Source organism: Ruegeria sp. AF8 (assembly GCF_056541825.1).
The window spans coordinates 26,146-43,151 of the sequence record NZ_JBQFYW010000016.1 but is presented as its reverse complement, the minus strand read 5'-3'; the positions used below and the strand labels follow the sequence as shown (position 1 = coordinate 43,151).

Here is a 17,006-nt window from a genome sequence, read left to right as displayed (position 1 = left end):
ATCAGGCCTCCAGGATTTCAGATGCGCGCTGGATACCGGCGCGGATGCGTTGATAGGTGGCGCAGCGGCAGGCATTGCCCCACATATATTCGTCGATCTCTTCGGCGCTCGGCTTGGGGTTCTCCGACAACAGGCCAACAGCAGACATGATCTGCCCCGACTGGCAATAACCGCACTGAACCACGTCCAACTCAATCCAGGCCTGTTGAATGGCCGCGCCGATTTTGTCTTGGCTCATCGCCTCGATAGTGGTGATCTCGACACCTTCGACGTCTTCGATATAGGTCTGGCACGAGCGCACGGGCTGGCCATCCACGTGAACGGTGCACGCGCCGCACGACGCAACACCACACCCAAACTTGGTTCCGGTCAGTTTCAATTCGTCACGGATCACCCACAGAAGCGGGGTGCCCTCGGGCGCCTGGATGTCGCGCATTTGGCCATTGATCTTCAAGCTGGTCGGCATGTCCGCAATCTCCCTTTTGGATTCGCAATGCATCGGCATTTCTTGGCTGGAATGGACAAGTAGACTAAAATACTCATTTTGTCAACTTGCTCTTTACAAGTGGACGACTCGGGTCTAGATCGGTCGCATGGCAATGAACGACAAGAACCAGAAAATCGTAGAGACTGCGTTTGGTCTATTCGCCCACTACGGCGTTGCGAAAACGTCTATGACCGAGATCGCGGCCGCATCGAAAGTGTCGCGCCAAACGCTGTATAAAGCATATGAAAGCAAAGAAGATCTGATCTTCGCAGCCCTTCTTCAATACGCTGAAAAAGCCAAGGCTGACATCGAAAGCGCCTGCGCAACGGCAACCGATCTTGAGGACAGGCTCGAAATACTATTCAAGCATATGTGCGCCGCCCCTTTCGACGCCATGCAAAGGTTTCCGCACCTCGACGAGATACTCGAAATTGGCGACAACCTCTCACCCGAGCGTGTGAAGCAGATCAAGGGTAACTACCTTGGAGCCATCGGTGTCGTGTTGGCGCCCTTCGAAAAGGATTTGAACAGCGCGGGTATCGACCCGTTGCAGCTTCAGAACATGATCAAGAGCATGTTTACGCAGATCAAACGTGACGCAAGTGACGCAGAACAACTTAAAGACCTGTTTGATCCATTGCGAGCAATGGTGGTGTTCTGTGTTCGGGGCAAGGCTTAACGGCGCATTGTGAGTTCGATCATCTGCAGATTTCGCGCGCGCGGCGAATGGCCGGTAATGGGATGGTACCGGCTGTTTCACCCGGCAGGTTAGGCTTTGCCCATTTCTGCAATTCGGAGAAGTAGCATGGCGAAGAAAGACTTTGATGAGCTGATGTCGATAGGCATCGATATCGGCAAGGACACCTTCCACATTGTAGGTTTCGATCTGTCGGAACAAGGCCGCCGTCGCGCTTGCCAATAAACTGGCGCGCATGGCCCGGAGCATACTGAGACACAAAACTGCGTTTGGTGCGCCAACAGACGAGGTTGCTATCGGCGTCTGAGCCGAAGCGACCCAAAGGAGTTCGCGACAGACCGAAAGCATGGGACGGAAATACTACGCCCCCAGAATCTGACGGCCCAAATAGTCGACAGTGACTTGTCCGGTAATGAGATCACGGTGCGAGCGTAACCCCAACAAGGTCATCCGGAGGCACGGAACTGAGTGCACGGTCATCCACGAGGATTTTCCGCCGGCCCCGACAACTTTACTTGCGTCTGCTGCGGGGCAGCGTTGCTCGACAACGAGCACAAGTTCAACTCGGGCACCGGCTTGGCCTTCGCTCCATCAGGCCAAGGATGCCGAGATGGCTGGGCGAGCAGCCCGACGATTCCTAGTTAATGCGCCGGGCGGTGGCGCACTGCAACCGTTGCGAGGCGCACCAGGGTCATGCCTTTCCCGACAAGTCGCAGCCCACCGGCCTGCTCTATTTCATCAACGGCTTGGAGCTGGATTTCAAAAAGAGAACCTGAAGCGTCAGGTCCGCGGCGGGTCGTCGTCTCCACCAGTCGCTCCGCCTGACTGGATATCTTGTTCGCGCGGCGGGTCCTCGTCCTCGCGCGCCATGATCTCGGCGCGCGTCACCCCGTCAGTGCCCGAGCTTCCAGGCAACGGATCGACGGGTTCGACAGGCGGGTTTTCGATATAATCGGATTTCTTGCGTCCAGAACGGGCCATTTCAGTCACCAATCCAGAACCATATAGGCGACCTCGGCGTGTTCGCTGGGGTCGGCGTCCTCCGAGGCGCGGATTTGCAGCCGGTGCCTGCCGGATGCTGCCAGGAGCGCCAGAGAATAGATCGAATCGTAATTCTCATGGTCCCGCCGCAACAGGAAATAGCCGTTCTTCGGCAGCGGCTCGCCCGTGGGCGTGACATTTTCCAGACGCACAAAAAGCCCCGGGCGCGTGACGTAAAGCCTTTCGACTTCACCGAAAAATCGGAATGCAGCCATTTTCGATACTCCCTTGTCAATGCATGTGGAGATTGCTCAACAGCCAGTGATCGCCGCCGCCGATCTCGTATCGGCGCTCGATGGCGTAAATATCGAGATAGCTCAGCCGGTCGCGCTGCCCCACCGGGATACGTCCTGGAACGGACAGTTCTGCGCGCCTGCCGTAATGCATGATCGATAGATAATCATACGGCGTCAGCTCGACGACCTGAGAGGCGCGTTTCTTGCCATAGTTCACGTCGTCATCGCTGTTGACGGTCACGTAATTGTCGCGGTCGGGGCGCTGGTGTTCGTGAAACAGCCCGACCGCATGACCCATTTCGTGTACGATGCTGCCACGGCGGAACCCGCCTGGCCCCAACTGACAGCGGATCGCCTGTGGCGGCGGGTCTCCGAATGGGTTGAAAAATCGCTGCCGCCCAACCGCGCTGCTGCAGGCCGTGTCGTGGCTGCGGAACTGCACCCAGTTTTCGCGAGAGCCGCGCCGGTGCGGCACGAATTTCACCCGGCAGCGGCTGTTCCAGTGATCAATCGCCCAATCAACCTTTTCGCGCGCCTCGCTGCCAGTGGGAAAATCCCCGTTTCGGATTTCATAGGGAACCCGGTCGTTCGGCCACAGAACACCATTTCCTCGTCGCACGTTAGCCATGAGAAATCACCTCAATGAAAAACCAACTATACCACCTTTTAAGGCGAAATCCGAATCTCGGATCAAACCTGCGATAGATCGGCGGATTCGCCTTCCGCTTTCGCTTCTTTTTGATTCTGCTGGTTCTGATCTTTTGCAAACGAAGGCGGGTTTCACCGTGTTTGGGTCAGGACTTCGGTAACGGGGCCGTCCCGGTCAAGCTGCTTTGCGCAGAATGATCGATCCGCCAAGGCGGTGTAACTTTTCCTTGTTCTAGTCCGCCGTGCTTTCTGTCACGGCCTACGGGTGAGATCCTTCGGATACATGCTTCGGTTCGTGGTCAGCGCGGTGGCTGCCAACATGATGCTGGTTCGATGCAATTCCGATGTGCCCATCTCATTGGCGTGCTTGATTGAAGTCAGCGACTGTCCTGACCTCGGCATCATCGGAACCACGTCCCTGCGGGACCTCCAAGGCCTGCGATCAGACAGGCAACGGGTGGATTAACAGGCGATCAGGCCATGTTCGGTGCAGCGTCGAGCTGGAATACGGTGCCATCGACCCAAATTCGATGGAGAATGACTGCGATGCGACGCGCGAGGGCGACCATTGCTATTTTCTTGCCTCGGCGTTGGGCGAGCTGGGCTCCCCAAGTTCGAAGCCATGTCGACTGGTCACGGTTCATCATGACGGTTGCAGCTTGGCATAGTGCTCGCCTCAGATTGACATCCCCGGCCTTGGTAATGCCGCCAGATACATCTCGTTCACCGGATTGGTTGCGCGAAGGCGTCATACCAACCCAGGGACCGACCCTCTTCGAAGATCGGAAGCGCGACGGGTCATCGACGGCTGCCCGGATGGTCAATGCCACAACCGCGCCGATTCCGGACATCGTCATCAAGCGACGACAAACCGGATCGTCCTGGGCAAGCTGGCGTACCTGCTTCTCAAGGATTGCAAGTTCCTGTCGCAGGGCGGCTCTGGCTCGCAGCATCGGTTCAGTCGCGGTCTCCAGCATGAGGTTGCCTTCCGCCAACTCCCAGATACGGGCCTCGAACCTACCGCGAGAGATCGCACCAACCTTGAGCTCAAAGTTCCGCAGCAAGCCTCTCAGTGACATCTCCAAAGCGATCATGTTCTGCTGAATGGCTTTTCGAGTGCCAGGTACAGCACGAGTTTCCTGAGCAGAGACGGATTTACAGTGAACCGGGCGGAACCAGCCAAGATGAAGCAGACGCGCAATCCCTTCGGCATCCCGCCTAACCAACGGGCCAATACCTCCGGATCGCTTGCAGCCTCGGCCTCCTTGATGATCTCTCCGTGCTCGCTGATCACGCAAATTGCGGTCTTCGCAAGCAGGAGACCTCTGCGAGCAAAACACGAGCACCCGAAATGTCTGCTCAGTGATCATTTTGCTGCGGCGGAATGTAGATCCACTTATCGTTTATTGGGTGTTTTGTCTGATGGTCGCTTTGGACCGGAAGCAGACAAATGTGTTTGCAGCAGTTGCCTTCTTCACCATCTGCCGCAAAACACGAACCCCAATTTCGACCGCCGCCTCCTGCTACACATGCCATATGGGATTTGCCTCTGGGGCAGAGCGAAACAGCGCAGGACTGTCACCACAGGCGGGCGTGCTAGAAGAATCGCGCATTTTCAGGTATGCACTCAGCATTGATTTCTTCTTTGAGGTATTGCCATGACCATTGTCCGCACCCCGACCGAATACCGTGCTGCGCTCCGGGAAATCGAATACCTCTGGGGATCTGATCCAGATACAGACGAGGGTCAGAAACTGGACGAATACTTGGCCGCGGTAGACCAATACGAAGAATCCAACACACCGCTGCCTGCTGCACAGCGGTAACGTTTCGTTATCCCGCTCAAAGGTAATGCGCGGCCAGCAGGTCACGGCTTAGCGTGACTCTATCGCGGCATGTCACCATCGGTACTGCTCGCAATTCTGGAGGAATGGATATGAACAGAAACTATGTCCTTATCGCTGCTGTAGTCGTTTTGGTTGCCCTGGCCTTCTCCATGATGCGGTCGGGCGTTGAAGACGCCGGGGGTGAAGAGACCGCGCCAACCGCAGCGACGGAATAAGCACGATATATTTGGTCATGGACACAACAATAGAGGTCTCGTGGATCGGAGCTGCCTGAATCGCCTCATGTTCCGGGTGGGAGTATCTGGTGATGCTGTGAGATCGCAGATCAAGCATCATCCGCGTTCGCCACGTGGCAGACCAGCAGGAACAGGCGCCTTCGGCGTCTGATCTGCAAATCAGCCCTGATTTTCCTAAAAAGAAGTCAAGATCAATGAAATCGGTTTGGATGCTGGATCAAGTGAAGTGAGGCGAAACGGAAAGGTTCTGTCGCTGGTGGCAGAATTATGTGTCGCCTTACGAGGAAACCAGTGGCGGACCGAGGAGGATTCGAACCCCCGACCCCTTGATTCGTAGTTCAATGAATATCGTATGTTCTGCCTATACTTGTGATTCCATACTTAAATTTTTCAATACTTTACGGGAATACCCGGAAGACGAAGAGTGGAAGCACACAACATGTAGCAGGCACATTTTCAGGCACACTCTTCTTCGCAGCCTACCGAACGACAATCAACAAAAACGACCAGTCCGCAAAACAACATGACCAAACCCAAAACCCGGAACTGCCCAAATTGCGGCCAAGACTTCCAGCCCCGACGCCGCAATCAAAAGTACTGCCAACCCAACTGCCGCAAAGATGCTTATCAGCGGAAAGACCGGAAGAAGACCCCGGTGAATGCCAAGGCTCGCCCCACCAAACGCAGAGCGAACACAGAACTGTTCGACTTCGCCAAGCGACTGGCCGAAGACATGTACTCTATTAAGCCATCCGAGAGGTTGGGTTTTGTGAAGGACCTCGTTGATCAAGCCAGAAGTGGCAATCAGAAAATCAAAGATGTCTTGACCAACCAGTTGCTTTTGTACGCTACAGTTGAGGAGTGTCCGTGGCCGTTCCACCGACGCTCAAGATCATTCCGGAACATCACTCAAGCAGCAAATGCCTATTGCAGAAAATTTTGGGGGACAGGTGTGCTGGAAGTCATTCGAGACCACATACAGGAACCGGAGACCGGCGAGGTACCAATCGACACACATGAAGCCTCAGTTAAGCCTACCAACCATCAGGATCGCCAAAACGTCGTCACCATATATTATAATAGCAATCCTAAGCCCGGAGTGATCGAGACCAAGGAGGCACCGCTGGTGCGTATTCCAATGACGCTCGGAGAACTGAAGCGACAACTCAGAAACTTCCCAGAGTACAGGCAAGTGCTGAATGAATTTTCGGCTTCGTTGGCGGCTTAGGCAAAGCGGCACAGAGAACTCCACCTTCTGAGTCCTTTAAGATTGAGGCCGAAAGGCCACTGAACTGTTGTTAGCTGCGAGTGCGGCAATAGAAACTTCTAAAGGTAGCTTTGCAGTCAGGGACCGGAGATGCGTCGTTGACGTCTATATCGCACTAGTCATCGGGACTGAATCTAACCTTTAGGAAATTTGTGCCTGATGATGGTTACATTTTTGTCGCCGATGGTTTGCGACAGCGCTTGCTCTGGCCTCACGTAGCCGGTAGCAAAAGCCAATATGTATATTCGGAGCCAGAACCTTGGAATCGCAGCTTTTTACACTATCAAAAATCTTTACTGAAAGACTGTTCCGAATTCCAGATTATCAACGAGGTTATGCTTGGACCGAACGCCAACTTAAGGACTTTTGGAATGACATCGGCCAAATAGAAGCTGGCAGGAATCACTACACAGGCGTGCTGACTCTGGAAGAGGTGCCTCAAGAGGTTCGAGAATCTTGGGTGGACGATAATTGGATAATCGACGCTAAAGGTTATGAACCACTGTATGTGGTCGACGGCCAACAGAGGCTTACAACTTCGATAATCCTTATTCAGTGCATCCTTGAGGTGATACCTGAAGGTAAGCTTCTCAATTACACTTCAACGGATCAAATCCAAAAGAAGTTTATCTTTGACACCAAAGGAGAGGTAATTTCTCGATCCTACATATTTGGCTATGAAAAGGACAACCCAAGCTACGAATTTCTAAAAACTTCGATTTTTAGAGAATTCTCATCAACCAATATTTCGGAAGAAACAATTTACACGAACAACTTGGCAAACGCTAAATCCTTTTTTGCCGACAAACTATCGGAGATGTCTTTTGAGGAAATTGAAGGATTATACAGGAAAATTACCCAGAACCTTCTCTTCAATATTTTCACTATTTCAGACGAAGTAGATGTATGCGTTGCATTCGAAACAATGAACAACCGTGGAAAGCCGCTGTCTGACCTTGAGTTGTTGAAGAACCGATTGATTTACCTCTCACTAAAGCTAAACGTCGCCGATTATGAAAAGGAAAAACTGCGCCGGGCAATTAATGATTGCTGGAAAGCTATTTATCACAATCTTGGCCGGAACAAAGATCGCCCGCTGCAAGATGACGAGTTTCTGAACAGTCATTACCTGCTACATTTTGTTGACCCCATCGAAGAAACAGAGGGAGACGAGCAAAAGAACCGTATGATGCGTCAAAAGATGTTTCGTCAGGTAAGGTCTGGGTCCCCTTACGGCGATCTTTTAAAAACCAAATTCGTGACTAAGAGTATCAGTGGGAATGGCGACACACCTCCCGAAATTGGGCTTGCCGATATTTATCGTTACGTTAGCTCCCTTCAAGCGGCAGTCACATCGTGGTATCGAATTTTCAACCCAATGGACTGCAAAACAGAACAGGAGGTTGATTTTTGGCTGGACAAACTTGATCGTCTTGACAGGGGAGGCGAACCACTAATCCTGAGCATCTTGACCAATGTCGATGACGATGCAGCCAAAATCGACATCTTCCGAAAGCTTGAAAGACATCTGTTTATCCTTTCTCTGAGTGATCAGTACTATTTTCGGCGCGAAAATGGGAACCTTACTTTCCTGAATCAAGCCATTCTATTGCAACAGGGAAAAATCACTCCGAAGAGAATTGCAAAAGCCATTCAGGATAGTACAAACGCAGTTCTTTCGCGCCCTGGATTTATGGATGAGGTCCGGAAGGAATTCCAATCAAGAGGTTTCTACGGTTGGGGTGAAGTGCGGTACTTTCTTTTTGAACACAATTTGGATCTACAACTTCGCAGCAAAACTGAACGAACAAAATTAAACTGGTTGATGCTGAACGAGCGAGGGTACGACCATAAGTCAGTTGAACATATATATCCACAAAGGGCGCAAGCGAAATATTGGACAGATAGGTTTTCAGGTCTATCACAAAAGCAGCGCAACAGCCTGAAGAATGCGATTGGCAATCTGTTACCAATCTCGATTCCGAAAAACTCGAGTCTTTCTAATCGGCCTTTTCCGGAAAAAGTTTCCGGGAAAAAAGAAGAAGCCGTTGGGTATAGGTATGGATGTTATGCGGAAAACGAAGTTGCTAAGGAGAAAGAATGGACACAAGAAGCCATTTTGCGCCGCAGCTTGAAGATGCTCCAGTTTATGGAAAAACGATGGGGATTCAGCTTGGGAACCGAGCAGCAGAAAGTCAAAATGTTGGGGCTAGAGTTTGTGAAGCCACAGGAAACTGACGACTAGTTGAAATGCCGTGTAGAGATGGAACCTGTGCTTTCTTCATATGGCAGACGCAGTGGAAATGCTGTCACTGAGAACTTCGGGTTGCCTGAGCGTGCCTGACTCGTACGGCCATCGGAATGACCGGAAAGCGGACAAAGCCGACCTTCGCTTTACCCGCAACAGCTATCGCCCAATTGAATTGGTGGGCATGGAACAGTGGCATAGGAGCAGTAAACACAACAGTCGCCTTCCAACGGCTTCAAAACCGTTTTGCACGAATTGCACTCGTAGAACCATTGGCAAGCATCCGTTGGCATTACTTCGGTTTCGCTATGCCCACACTTTGGGCAAGTCAGTGTGCTTTCAAGCGCTACAGTTTGGTCCGTCATTGTCTCACATCTGCATAATCAGAAAATCGTTGATCCGAGCCTCATAGAACACGACGACCCAAGCCAAACCGGTCATCGCGGTCGTTCCCAAAAGCCACCATTTCAATTTTGGCAATGAATCGCGTTGATAAGACACCAGCCAAGATACCGCGACAAGCGCGCTTGAAACTGCCAGTACGTAGTAGCTTGCCGCTGCTATTTGCCCAAAGATTGCAATCCAACTGCCGCCCAGTCCCAACAACATCATCGTCATAGGCAATACACAGCAAGTCGCGACGCCAAGTGCTGACAACGACCCGATGTAACTAAGGCTAAGGTACTTCTGCATTTTCGTTTCTAACGACCCTTTTGTGCGGAGCTATCCAAGCGACACCATCTCGTATAACTTCTGTAGCCACTACAGGATCAAGGCAGGAATACTCACATGTTTGCGATTGGGGAAGCATCCCGGCAAAGCGGTGTCGGAATTGAAGCCATCCGATACTACGAACGCGAAGGGATCGTGCCAAAACCAGAACGGGCATCGAATAATCGGCGGATGTACTCCGCACACGATATTGGAAGGCTTCGTTTCCTAAAGAAATGCCGCGACTTGGGCTTTCCGCTCGCGGACGCAAAGGCGCTACTCAACCTGTCCGAAGGCGACGTTGAGGATTGCCAATCCGTCAAGCAACTGGCCGAACTCCATGTCTTCAATGTGCGTGCAAAGGTAGAAGAACTTAAGCGCTTGGAAGCGGCGTTGGTCGAACTTACAGCCAACTGCGACAGCGGGAATGTCTCATGCCCGATGCTCTCTAAGCTGCGCACAGAATAGTGGAACTTTGGACTTAATGCGGTCATCGGCCATTGCCGTCAGTCTTCCATCTGATGGGTTGTGAGTTGGCCGACTTCCAAACAACAACAATAACAACACTTATAACCCCCGCTTTTTGAAGTCGCTTTCCGAAACCCCCGCCCCCTCTTCATTCTGAAATGAATTCTCGCTGGCCAACGGCCCAGCGCAATAAGCCCTCTCCGCCTCTGCCGATAAACCTTGCCCATATGGCAGACGCAGTAGAAATGCTGTCACTGAGAACTTCGGGTTGCCTGAGCGTGTCTGAGTCGTGCGGCCATCGGAAGGACGGCAAAGCGGACAAAATGAGCTTTCACTGCGCTTGTCCAAATGGCCGCTGTTTTTGGGTCGCGTTGAGCCCGGTGCTCTCGTCCGCTAGGGGCTCGCATCTAGCGTCGCAGCACTATCTGTGCTACTGATGTCGGGTTATAGCAGCTTCAATTCTTTGTACTTCTTTCAGTTCTAATTCTTTATTGATCTCAGCATCCTCGCCAAAGATAGGATAAAAGACAACGTATTTATTATACAGAAATAAGTTCGCAAAAGCATGGGCAATTAAGTCGTAAATTAACTTTGCAACAATGAGCATTCCACCAAAAAGTATTGCAAAATCAACAACATCAGTTTCTATACCCCCGCCGCTCGATAGAAAGGCCGGAATATCGGGAAAGCTGTATAAAAGGGACTCAATGATTGATTTAGCATCATCGCCAACCAAGTAAAATTTTGAAAGTTCAAGAATCGAGAATGCAAATAGAAAAAACACCCAAAGCGGTTGTTGCTGCCTGTTCTCCAATTCCTCTTCGCCCATTTTAAATTGCTCAAGTTTGCCTTCATAGTAAATTTGTTTAGCCATTTCGCGCATTTTTGGCATTCTATATTTGCACCTACGTATGTTTTTGTTTCCAAGCTCACTAAGCAGTAGGATAGCAGCGCGAACAGCAATATTAGAGAGTGCCAATAATAACATAGTCGAAAGCCAAGAAAGGCTAATTACTAATATGGACAGAAGGGCGAACACCGCGCACAAGCCGAAGAAATTATTTGAAATGTACTCAAAAGAATTCACAGTGAAAATATTCTTGTCATTCATTTGTGAATGAACATCACCTACTGTCATCACTGTTGCTAGTATCAATAGCTTGACCCAAATACTCGCGGTTTGAACGCCGGTAAGTTCTAATAGCTTGTCCATGGAGCACTCCTTGCTCAGAGATGGTACCAGCTCCTGCCTTTCGAAAAAGTGCTAAAAGCTCGGCGACGCCAACGATTCTTCGCGGGAAACCTAGCTAAGATTGCGGAATCCCGCTGAAAGCTGACTTTGGCTCGTTGCGCAACATTTGTCGGTGTGGGCTCAATGCGGTCGTCCGACCATTGCCGTCAGCTTTCCATCCGATGTGTTGTGAGGTGGCCGACTTCCAAACAATAACAATAATAACACTTATAACCCCCGTTTTTTGAAGTCGCATTCCGAAACCCCCACCCCCTCTTCATTCTGAATTGAATTCTCTCTGGCCAACTACCCAGCGCAAAAGGGGTTACCAACCGCTGCCGATAGACCGTGCCCATGTGTCAGTCTCGGAGCGTGGCGCAAATGTCTGTCTATGGAGTCGGTTTCGACTTTTGGCAGACACCCTGCCGCAACTTCCTAAACATCATTGGCAGACAAGGAGACCATCACATGATGATCGGATATGCTCGCACCTCGACACTGGAACAGAAAGCATCCCTAGAGGCTCAGAGAGAGTCGCTGAGGGGCGTTGGATGCGAGAAGGTGTACGAGGAACAGATAAGTTCTATAGCCCCTAGAGAGTCTCTCAGCGCCGCTATGGAGTTCTGCCGGGAGGGGGACGTTCTAGTGGTGACCAAACTGGACAGACTGGCCCGGTCTGTGAAGCATCTCGGGGAAATTGTGGACGACCTAGAAGCAAGGAATGTCGACCTTCGGGTGTTGAACCTAGGCTTGGATACGTCAAATGCTACCGGGAAACTGATGCTTAATGTTCTGGGTTCCGTTGCTCAATTCGAACGGGAGATAATGCTGGAACGTCAACGGGAAGGCATCGCTAAGGCCAAGGCGCAGGGCAAATACAAAGGCAGGAAGCCAACGGCCCGTATGAAAAAGGATGCGGTGCTGGATCACTTGGCCCTAGGTCACAGCAAAAGGGAAACCGCAGCACTACTAGGGCTTTCCGAGCGGTCCGTTTATCGAATCCTCGCTGAATACCAAACTCCGGCCTTGTGTACGGAGAATACCGGCCAATCAGCAATTTAAAGGAGGTTAGCTTGTTAGACGCACAACCCTTACCTATTGCCTCACCCATGGCGTATTCAGGCTACAATCGATCAGGATATGTTAGATACATACTAGGACTTACAAAACTTCTCTGCGATAACACCACGAGAACAGATGGAAGAATTGAGATGCTTTCGGAAAAGCGAAAAGAGAAAAACAAAAACAATCTGGGAAAGCGCCTTAAGGAGGCAAGAACCGCCGCAGGGTTCACCCAGAAAGCAATGGCTGACGAACTTGGCATCGAATATTATACGATGGTCAGTCAAATGGAGTTGGGCTACATCAGCATCCCTGCGGCGCTTTGGGGGCCGATTGCTGACGTTCTGAAGATGGACAAGTCAGAGTGGGTTTTGCTCTGCCTGATCGAGTACCAACCAGAACTCTATCGTGCGTTGTTCCAAAATCGCAGTCGCCGTGAAGTCACCAAGTTCCTGACATTGCTGCGGAAAGGCCAACTGGACGATTACCTGTCCGACTAACAACATACGTGGCCGAAAAAATCGGCTTGACCACAATATATGGAGTTACTAAACACAATACCCGAAACTAGCAGAGAGGATGAACGCCACCAGAAGCGAGCAAGATACAAGAGTTATGGCGAACAGAAAGTATGGAGTTACTAAATACTACTCCTGAAATTATCAGCAGGCATCACCCCACAAAAAGAAAGATCATCCGATGCAAATCTACAAAAGGCCCAACTCATCCTTTTATTACTACAGGTTCATAGTGAACCATCGCGAGTATAGAGGCTCAACCAAACGCCGGGACAAAGCCGGGGCCAATCGCGTCATGATGGCCGAATACCATCGCCTCATGGACATACGTCAGCATGGAGAAAAGCCCGAGGTCACGCTTCGTGACGCGTTTCAACTTTGCGTAGACAGTGTGAAGGACAAGGCTAAGGCAACCCATGACAGTTACCAGAATAGCATGAACAAGCTGCTGGGACTACGTGAGCGCTTCGAAGGTCTCTGGACCTTGGATCAAGGCAGGTTCATGTCGGACCTTTCTGACGACGATCTGGAAGATCACCTTCAAGCCAGATTGGACGAAGGCTTTAGCCAGAACAGCATCAACATCGAAGTTCGGTTCATGAAGAGAGCATGGAACCTGTGCCGGAAGAAGCACAAGGTCAACCACGACCTAACCTTCGTGTTGCCCAAAGGCTTCGTCAAATGTCGCTCGCTGTCAGAAGCTGAAGAACGAACGGTCATTGACTACTGCATTGCCAAACAGGCCGAATACCCCGATGCCTCAGCATGGTCGAAGGCCCACGACCTATTCATCTACCTGATAGACACGGGGGTTCGCCTTCGAGAGGCAACTCGGGCTGATTGGGGGGCCATCGACATGCGGGAGCGCTATATCGACAACTACAACTTCAAAACAAAGAAAGAGGTTTTTGTTCCCATTTCTGACCGCCTGTTTGAAGTGTTGTCCTCGTTGCAAAACCAGCCCCAGCCTTTCGTCAGTATGGACAGGGCCATCAAGAACTTAAGGCGAGCCATCACCGAATGCTGCCCTTCTAGCCCCCGTGTTTTGGCCACACAAGGCAAGGCAACGATCCACTCCTGCCGGGACACCTACGCTACGCGCATGTTGAACAACGGCATGAGGCTGGAAGAAGTCTCTCACCTTCTGGGTCATGCAACCATTGTCCAGACTCAGAAGTACGCCAAGTTCGCCAAGAAGGAAGTAGCTGATAAAGCACGGCAAATGCTCAACGCACGTAAAGTCGCCTGATCAAAAAGACATGGCACACTATCGGGAACAGTATGGAGTTACTATACAAACAATGGCACTCAAAGCACCACATAAGTCACTGATTTTGTTGGATACCAATGGCGGACCGAGGAGGATTCGAACCCCCGACCCCTTGATTCGTAGTCAAGTACTCTATCCAGCTGAGCTATCGGTCCGCGTTGGTGAGGCGCTGTTTAGACCCAGCACCGGGAGGGTGCAAGCCGATTCTTAAAAAAACTTTCAAAAACTCCGATCCCCCTGGGGAAGCCTTATTTCAAAGGTGGTTCCCTCCGGTCCGGTCTGTTTCAGCACCAGTTCCCCGCCATGCCCACGCACGATTTCCGACGAAATCGCCAGACCAAGGCCAGTGCCGCCCTTGCGCACACCGCCCTGAAACGGGGTAAACAGGTTCTCCCGCGCCTTGGGCGGCAGGCCGGGGCCGGTGTCGCGCACCTCGATGCACCAGTCCGTTTCATGCTCGCAGGCGGCGATGGTGATGGTCCCGGGTTTCTTTGACGCCTCCAGCGCCTGACGCGCGTTACGCACAAGGTTCATGATCACGCGGAACATCTGCTCGGGATCGGCGCGGACCATCAGATCGGCGGGCATTTCGTTGACGATCTCGATACATCCCTCCTCAACCGCCAGCTTTTCGCTGGCGGCGACATCCTCGGCCACGTCGCGAATGCGGACCATCGTCAGAGTCGGAGCCGGTTCCTCGGCCCGGCCAAAGGCCAGCGTACCCTCGCACAACGACACCGCGCGGGTGATCGAGTTCACCAGCTTCGGCGCCATGCGCCGCACCAGCGGGTCCTCGCTGGTCTCGATCCGGTCTGTGAACAGCTGCGCCGAGGTCAGAATATTGCGCAGATCATGGCTGACCTTGGCCACCGCCCCGCCAAGCTGCGCCAGCCGCTCGCGCTGCTTGAGCGCATGGGTGATCTCGGTCTGCAGCATCTGCAGCGCCTCTTCGGCCTCACGCAGCTCGGTCACGCCGGCATGGGGCTGGATGATGCCGCGCACATCCTCGGGCGCGCTGGCATAGCGCTGCATATACCCGACAACCCCCTTGATCGGGCGCACGATAAAGGCGCGCACGGCGAGGAACAGGAAAAACGCGGTAATCACCGAAATCACCAGCGACAGCCAGAAAATGCGCACGCCATAATCGATCATCGCCATGCGCAACGGCTCGGTCTCCATCGTCACTTCGATCAGCAGACCGGCGTCGCGTACCGGCTCGCCAATGACGCGGATGATCTCATTGTCGGGGTTGGCCAGACGCGCCAGAGCATCGCGGATCAGAACCCAGGGCGAGGCGATCCGCAAATCATGGGTTTCGGCGACCCGGCTCGGGATCGGCGACGACAGCATCAGCTGCCGCATCTCGTCGCGCCTGAGCACCACGTTGAACACGCCGGCATTTTCCAGCAGCTCGGCCTCAAGCTCGTCGGCCAGCATGTCATCGGCCAGCAGCGCCAATGAGGCGATCTGCGCCCGCTCCAGCCGGTTAAGCAGAAAATCCTCACGAAACCGCGCGATCGACGGGACAAAGATCAGAACCTCGGCCAACATCACGAAGACCGTGGTCAGGATCAGAAATCGGCCCGACAGCGAGTTCAGCATACACTCCTTTTCCGGTCAGGGTATCCAGCGCTGGACCAACCCGACCAACCGTTTAACCATTTGATTCTCAAACAGCCTCGGCGAGAAATAAGCACCCGCCACCCGTTTGTTAAGCTCTCCGATCGTTGGATAGGGCGAAACCATCGCGGCGATCCGGCTCATCTTCAGATTATTGGCCACGGCCAGCGACCACAAGTTGATCAATTCACCGGCCTGATACCCCACGATTGTGACACCGACAGGTCGGCCCTTGACCACCATCACCTTGATGAAACCCGCGGTCCTGCGCTCGGCCGTGGCGCGATCATTGTGGCAATAGTCGAACCGGGCGATCTCCACCCGGCTACCATGCGTCTGGCGCGCCTGCGCCTCGGTCAGGCCGACCTGCGCCAGTTCCGGGTCGGTATAGGTGGCCCAGGGGATATGGGCGGTTTTCGCCTTGGACGGCAGGCCGAACAGCGCCGAACGGACGATCACGCCCGCATGATACCCGGCCACATGGGTGAATTGCAGCCCCCCCGCGACATCGCCGATGGCATAGACCCGGCGGTTGGTCGTGCGCAGTCCGGCATCCACCCTGATCCCCGCACCTTCGGCTTCGATCCCGGCGGCATCCAGGTTCAGCCGCCCGGTATTGGCCCTGCGTCCGACCGCCAGCAACAGATGCGTGCCGCGATGTATGGCGCCGTCCTGCGTGACGACCTCGATCGCGCCCGCCTCGCCCCGAACCTGCGCCACCATCGCCTGCTCGACAATCCCGACCCCTTCGCCGCGCAGCGCGTCCAGCACCACGGCGGCGGCCTCGGGGTCGTCTTTGCCCAGTGCCGTCAGCCCCTCGATCACCGTGACTTTGCAGCCCAGCCGCACATGCGCCTGCGCCATCTCCATGCCGACAGGACCGCCGCCGATGATCAGCAGGTGTTCCGGCCTCTCTCGCAGGTCGAATATGGTCTCGTTGGTCTCGTAAGGAACCCGGTCCAGCCCCGGAATCGGCGGCACCAGCGGCGACGAGCCGGTCGCGATCACCACCCGCCGCGCCGTTATCACATAGCTTCCCGCCCGCACCTCGGTTGGCGAAATGAAACTCCCGTATTCCCGGATCACCCGAACGCCGAACCCTTCGAACCGCTCCTGGCTGTCCATCGGCTCGATCCGGGCGATCACCTCGTGCACGTGATCCTTGGCGGCGGCATAGTCCGCCTGCGGCTCCACATCCGCCACCCCAAAGGCCGAGGCGTGCGCCTGCGCATGGGCCGCCTTGCCGCTGGCCAGCAGTGCCTTGGACGGCACACAGCCGAAATTCAGGCAATCGCCACCCATCCGGTGCCCTTCCAGCAGCACCACATCCGCGCCCATCTGCGCCGCCCCCGCCGCCACGGACAATCCGCCGGAACCCGCACCGATCACCAACAGGTCGGCCCTGATCCTCTCCAT

General features: G+C 53.4%; 19 protein-coding genes, 1 tRNA gene and 1 pseudogene. 10 read left to right on the top strand and 11 right to left on the bottom strand.

What is annotated here, in order from left to right:
• Window position 1: 1 nt before the first annotated feature.
• Entirely contained in the window at window positions 2-466 is a 465-nt protein-coding gene (locus ACR0AO_RS19720; RefSeq protein ID WP_480607438.1) for a (2Fe-2S)-binding protein, read from the bottom strand.
• A 127-nt stretch (window positions 467-593) separates the two neighbouring features.
• Between ACR0AO_RS19720 and ACR0AO_RS19715 the strand changes: the two genes are divergently transcribed.
• On the top strand, window positions 594-1,166 hold the full coding sequence (locus ACR0AO_RS19715; protein ID WP_480607435.1) for a TetR/AcrR family transcriptional regulator: 573 nt from the start codon (window positions 594-596) through the stop codon (window positions 1,164-1,166).
• 662 nt (window positions 1,167-1,828) lie between these two features.
• Window positions 1,829-1,960 (top strand): peptide-methionine (R)-S-oxide reductase, encoded by a 132-nt coding sequence (locus ACR0AO_RS19710; protein ID WP_480607432.1) that lies wholly within the window; start codon window positions 1,829-1,831, stop codon window positions 1,958-1,960.
• A gap of 4 nt (window positions 1,961-1,964) precedes the next feature.
• Here the strand turns inward: ACR0AO_RS19710 and ACR0AO_RS19705 are convergent, their stop codons facing one another.
• From ACR0AO_RS19705 to ACR0AO_RS19690, 4 genes and pseudogenes are all read right to left on the bottom strand, one after another.
• On the bottom strand, window positions 1,965-2,165 hold the full coding sequence (locus tag ACR0AO_RS19705) for a hypothetical protein (RefSeq protein WP_480607430.1): 201 nt from the start codon (window positions 2,163-2,165) through the stop codon (window positions 1,965-1,967).
• Window positions 2,166-2,170: 5 nt separating this feature from the next.
• The gene (locus ACR0AO_RS19700) at window positions 2,171-2,440 is read right to left on the bottom strand and encodes a hypothetical protein (protein ID WP_480607427.1); all 270 of its coding nucleotides are present in this window, start codon (window positions 2,438-2,440) and stop codon (window positions 2,171-2,173) included.
• 16 nt (window positions 2,441-2,456) lie between these two features.
• On the bottom strand, window positions 2,457-3,089 hold the full coding sequence (locus ACR0AO_RS19695) for a M12 family metallopeptidase (protein WP_480607425.1): 633 nt from the start codon (window positions 3,087-3,089) through the stop codon (window positions 2,457-2,459).
• 493 nt (window positions 3,090-3,582) lie between these two features.
• Window positions 3,583-4,427 (bottom strand): annotated as a pseudogene (locus tag ACR0AO_RS19690) (IS110 family RNA-guided transposase).
• 340 nt (window positions 4,428-4,767) lie between these two features.
• Here ACR0AO_RS19690 and ACR0AO_RS19685 point away from each other — a divergent pair.
• The 4 genes from ACR0AO_RS19685 to ACR0AO_RS19670 all read left to right on the top strand — a co-directional run bounded on the left by ACR0AO_RS19685 (window position 4,768) and on the right by ACR0AO_RS19670 (window position 8,704).
• Window positions 4,768-4,935, top strand: a complete 168-nt coding sequence (locus ACR0AO_RS19685; protein ID WP_480607422.1) for a hypothetical protein — start codon at window positions 4,768-4,770, stop codon at window positions 4,933-4,935.
• A 110-nt stretch (window positions 4,936-5,045) separates the two neighbouring features.
• Window positions 5,046-5,171 (top strand): hypothetical protein, encoded by a 126-nt coding sequence (locus tag ACR0AO_RS19680; protein WP_480607420.1) that lies wholly within the window; start codon window positions 5,046-5,048, stop codon window positions 5,169-5,171.
• Between the two features lie 544 nt (window positions 5,172-5,715).
• On the top strand, window positions 5,716-6,420 hold the full coding sequence (locus tag ACR0AO_RS19675; RefSeq protein WP_480607418.1) for a recombination protein NinG: 705 nt from the start codon (window positions 5,716-5,718) through the stop codon (window positions 6,418-6,420).
• A gap of 298 nt (window positions 6,421-6,718) precedes the next feature.
• Window positions 6,719-8,704: a DUF262 domain-containing protein gene (locus ACR0AO_RS19670; RefSeq protein ID WP_480607415.1), complete on the top strand. Its 1,986-nt coding sequence runs from the start codon at window positions 6,719-6,721 to the stop codon at window positions 8,702-8,704.
• A gap of 149 nt (window positions 8,705-8,853) precedes the next feature.
• On the opposite strand, the gene ACR0AO_RS19665 is transcribed toward ACR0AO_RS19670, so the two are convergent.
• Window positions 8,854-9,072 (bottom strand): GDCCVxC domain-containing (seleno)protein, encoded by a 219-nt coding sequence (locus ACR0AO_RS19665; RefSeq protein WP_480607412.1) that lies wholly within the window; start codon window positions 9,070-9,072, stop codon window positions 8,854-8,856.
• A gap of 4 nt (window positions 9,073-9,076) precedes the next feature.
• A complete protein-coding gene (locus tag ACR0AO_RS19660; protein ID WP_480607410.1) occupies window positions 9,077-9,400 on the bottom strand; it encodes a hypothetical protein in 324 nt (107 codons plus the stop codon).
• Between the two features lie 96 nt (window positions 9,401-9,496).
• Here ACR0AO_RS19660 and ACR0AO_RS19655 point away from each other — a divergent pair, with 96 nt between their 5' ends.
• Complete coding sequence (locus tag ACR0AO_RS19655) at window positions 9,497-9,886, top strand: MerR family transcriptional regulator (RefSeq protein WP_480607407.1); 390 nt, start codon at window positions 9,497-9,499, stop codon at window positions 9,884-9,886.
• Between the two features lie 430 nt (window positions 9,887-10,316).
• Here ACR0AO_RS19655 and ACR0AO_RS19650 read toward each other — a convergent pair whose 3' ends face one another.
• Complete coding sequence (locus tag ACR0AO_RS19650; protein WP_480607405.1) at window positions 10,317-11,099, bottom strand: hypothetical protein; 783 nt, start codon at window positions 11,097-11,099, stop codon at window positions 10,317-10,319.
• A gap of 486 nt (window positions 11,100-11,585) precedes the next feature.
• Here ACR0AO_RS19650 and ACR0AO_RS19645 point away from each other — a divergent pair, with 486 nt between their 5' ends.
• From ACR0AO_RS19645 to ACR0AO_RS19635, 3 genes are all read left to right on the top strand, one after another.
• A complete protein-coding gene (locus tag ACR0AO_RS19645) occupies window positions 11,586-12,179 on the top strand; it encodes a recombinase family protein (protein WP_480607403.1) in 594 nt (197 codons plus the stop codon).
• Between the two features lie 149 nt (window positions 12,180-12,328).
• On the top strand, window positions 12,329-12,679 hold the full coding sequence (locus tag ACR0AO_RS19640; protein WP_480607401.1) for a helix-turn-helix domain-containing protein: 351 nt from the start codon (window positions 12,329-12,331) through the stop codon (window positions 12,677-12,679).
• A gap of 199 nt (window positions 12,680-12,878) precedes the next feature.
• Window positions 12,879-13,946, top strand: a complete 1,068-nt coding sequence (locus ACR0AO_RS19635) for a tyrosine-type recombinase/integrase (RefSeq protein WP_480607398.1) — start codon at window positions 12,879-12,881, stop codon at window positions 13,944-13,946.
• A 99-nt stretch (window positions 13,947-14,045) separates the two neighbouring features.
• Here the strand turns inward: ACR0AO_RS19635 and ACR0AO_RS19630 are convergent.
• The 3 genes from ACR0AO_RS19630 to ACR0AO_RS19620 form a co-directional block, all read right to left on the bottom strand.
• Window positions 14,046-14,122: transfer RNA gene (locus ACR0AO_RS19630), tRNA-Arg, on the bottom strand.
• A 64-nt stretch (window positions 14,123-14,186) separates the two neighbouring features.
• Window positions 14,187-15,572 carry a sensor histidine kinase gene (locus tag ACR0AO_RS19625; protein WP_480607396.1) on the bottom strand — a complete coding sequence of 462 codons (1,386 nt, stop codon included), beginning with the start codon at window positions 15,570-15,572 and terminating at the stop codon, window positions 14,187-14,189.
• A gap of 15 nt (window positions 15,573-15,587) precedes the next feature.
• Entirely contained in the window at window positions 15,588-17,006 is a 1,419-nt protein-coding gene (locus ACR0AO_RS19620; RefSeq protein WP_480607393.1) for a dihydrolipoyl dehydrogenase family protein, read from the bottom strand.

Excerpts from the sequence above, each read along its gene's own strand:
- ACR0AO_RS19650 (WP_480607405.1), bottom strand. The coding sequence starts at position 11,099 with ATGGACAAGCTATTAGAACTTACCGGCGTTCAAACCGCGAGTATTTGG.
- ACR0AO_RS19625 (WP_480607396.1), bottom strand. The coding sequence starts at position 15,572 with ATGCTGAACTCGCTGTCGGGCCGATTTCTGATCCTGACCACGGTCTTC.
- ACR0AO_RS19640 (WP_480607401.1), top strand. The coding sequence starts at position 12,329 with ATGCTTTCGGAAAAGCGAAAAGAGAAAAACAAAAACAATCTGGGAAAG.
- ACR0AO_RS19635 (WP_480607398.1), top strand. The coding sequence starts at position 12,879 with ATGCAAATCTACAAAAGGCCCAACTCATCCTTTTATTACTACAGGTTC.
- ACR0AO_RS19705 (WP_480607430.1), bottom strand. The coding sequence starts at position 2,165 with ATGGCCCGTTCTGGACGCAAGAAATCCGATTATATCGAAAACCCGCCT.
- ACR0AO_RS19655 (WP_480607407.1), top strand. The coding sequence starts at position 9,497 with ATGTTTGCGATTGGGGAAGCATCCCGGCAAAGCGGTGTCGGAATTGAA.
- ACR0AO_RS19710 (WP_480607432.1), top strand. The coding sequence starts at position 1,829 with ATGCGCCGGGCGGTGGCGCACTGCAACCGTTGCGAGGCGCACCAGGGT.
- ACR0AO_RS19680 (WP_480607420.1), top strand. The coding sequence starts at position 5,046 with ATGAACAGAAACTATGTCCTTATCGCTGCTGTAGTCGTTTTGGTTGCC.
- ACR0AO_RS19660 (WP_480607410.1), bottom strand. The coding sequence starts at position 9,400 with ATGCAGAAGTACCTTAGCCTTAGTTACATCGGGTCGTTGTCAGCACTT.
- ACR0AO_RS19720 (WP_480607438.1), bottom strand. The coding sequence starts at position 466 with ATGCCGACCAGCTTGAAGATCAATGGCCAAATGCGCGACATCCAGGCG.
- ACR0AO_RS19685 (WP_480607422.1), top strand. The coding sequence starts at position 4,768 with ATGACCATTGTCCGCACCCCGACCGAATACCGTGCTGCGCTCCGGGAA.
- ACR0AO_RS19700 (WP_480607427.1), bottom strand. The coding sequence starts at position 2,440 with ATGGCTGCATTCCGATTTTTCGGTGAAGTCGAAAGGCTTTACGTCACG.
- ACR0AO_RS19675 (WP_480607418.1), top strand. The coding sequence starts at position 5,716 with ATGACCAAACCCAAAACCCGGAACTGCCCAAATTGCGGCCAAGACTTC.
- ACR0AO_RS19715 (WP_480607435.1), top strand. The coding sequence starts at position 594 with ATGGCAATGAACGACAAGAACCAGAAAATCGTAGAGACTGCGTTTGGT.
- ACR0AO_RS19695 (WP_480607425.1), bottom strand. The coding sequence starts at position 3,089 with ATGGCTAACGTGCGACGAGGAAATGGTGTTCTGTGGCCGAACGACCGG.
- ACR0AO_RS19620 (WP_480607393.1), bottom strand. The coding sequence starts at position 17,006 with ATGGAGAGGATCAGGGCCGACCTGTTGGTGATCGGTGCGGGTTCCGGC.
- ACR0AO_RS19665 (WP_480607412.1), bottom strand. The coding sequence starts at position 9,072 with ATGACGGACCAAACTGTAGCGCTTGAAAGCACACTGACTTGCCCAAAG.
- ACR0AO_RS19645 (WP_480607403.1), top strand. The coding sequence starts at position 11,586 with ATGATGATCGGATATGCTCGCACCTCGACACTGGAACAGAAAGCATCC.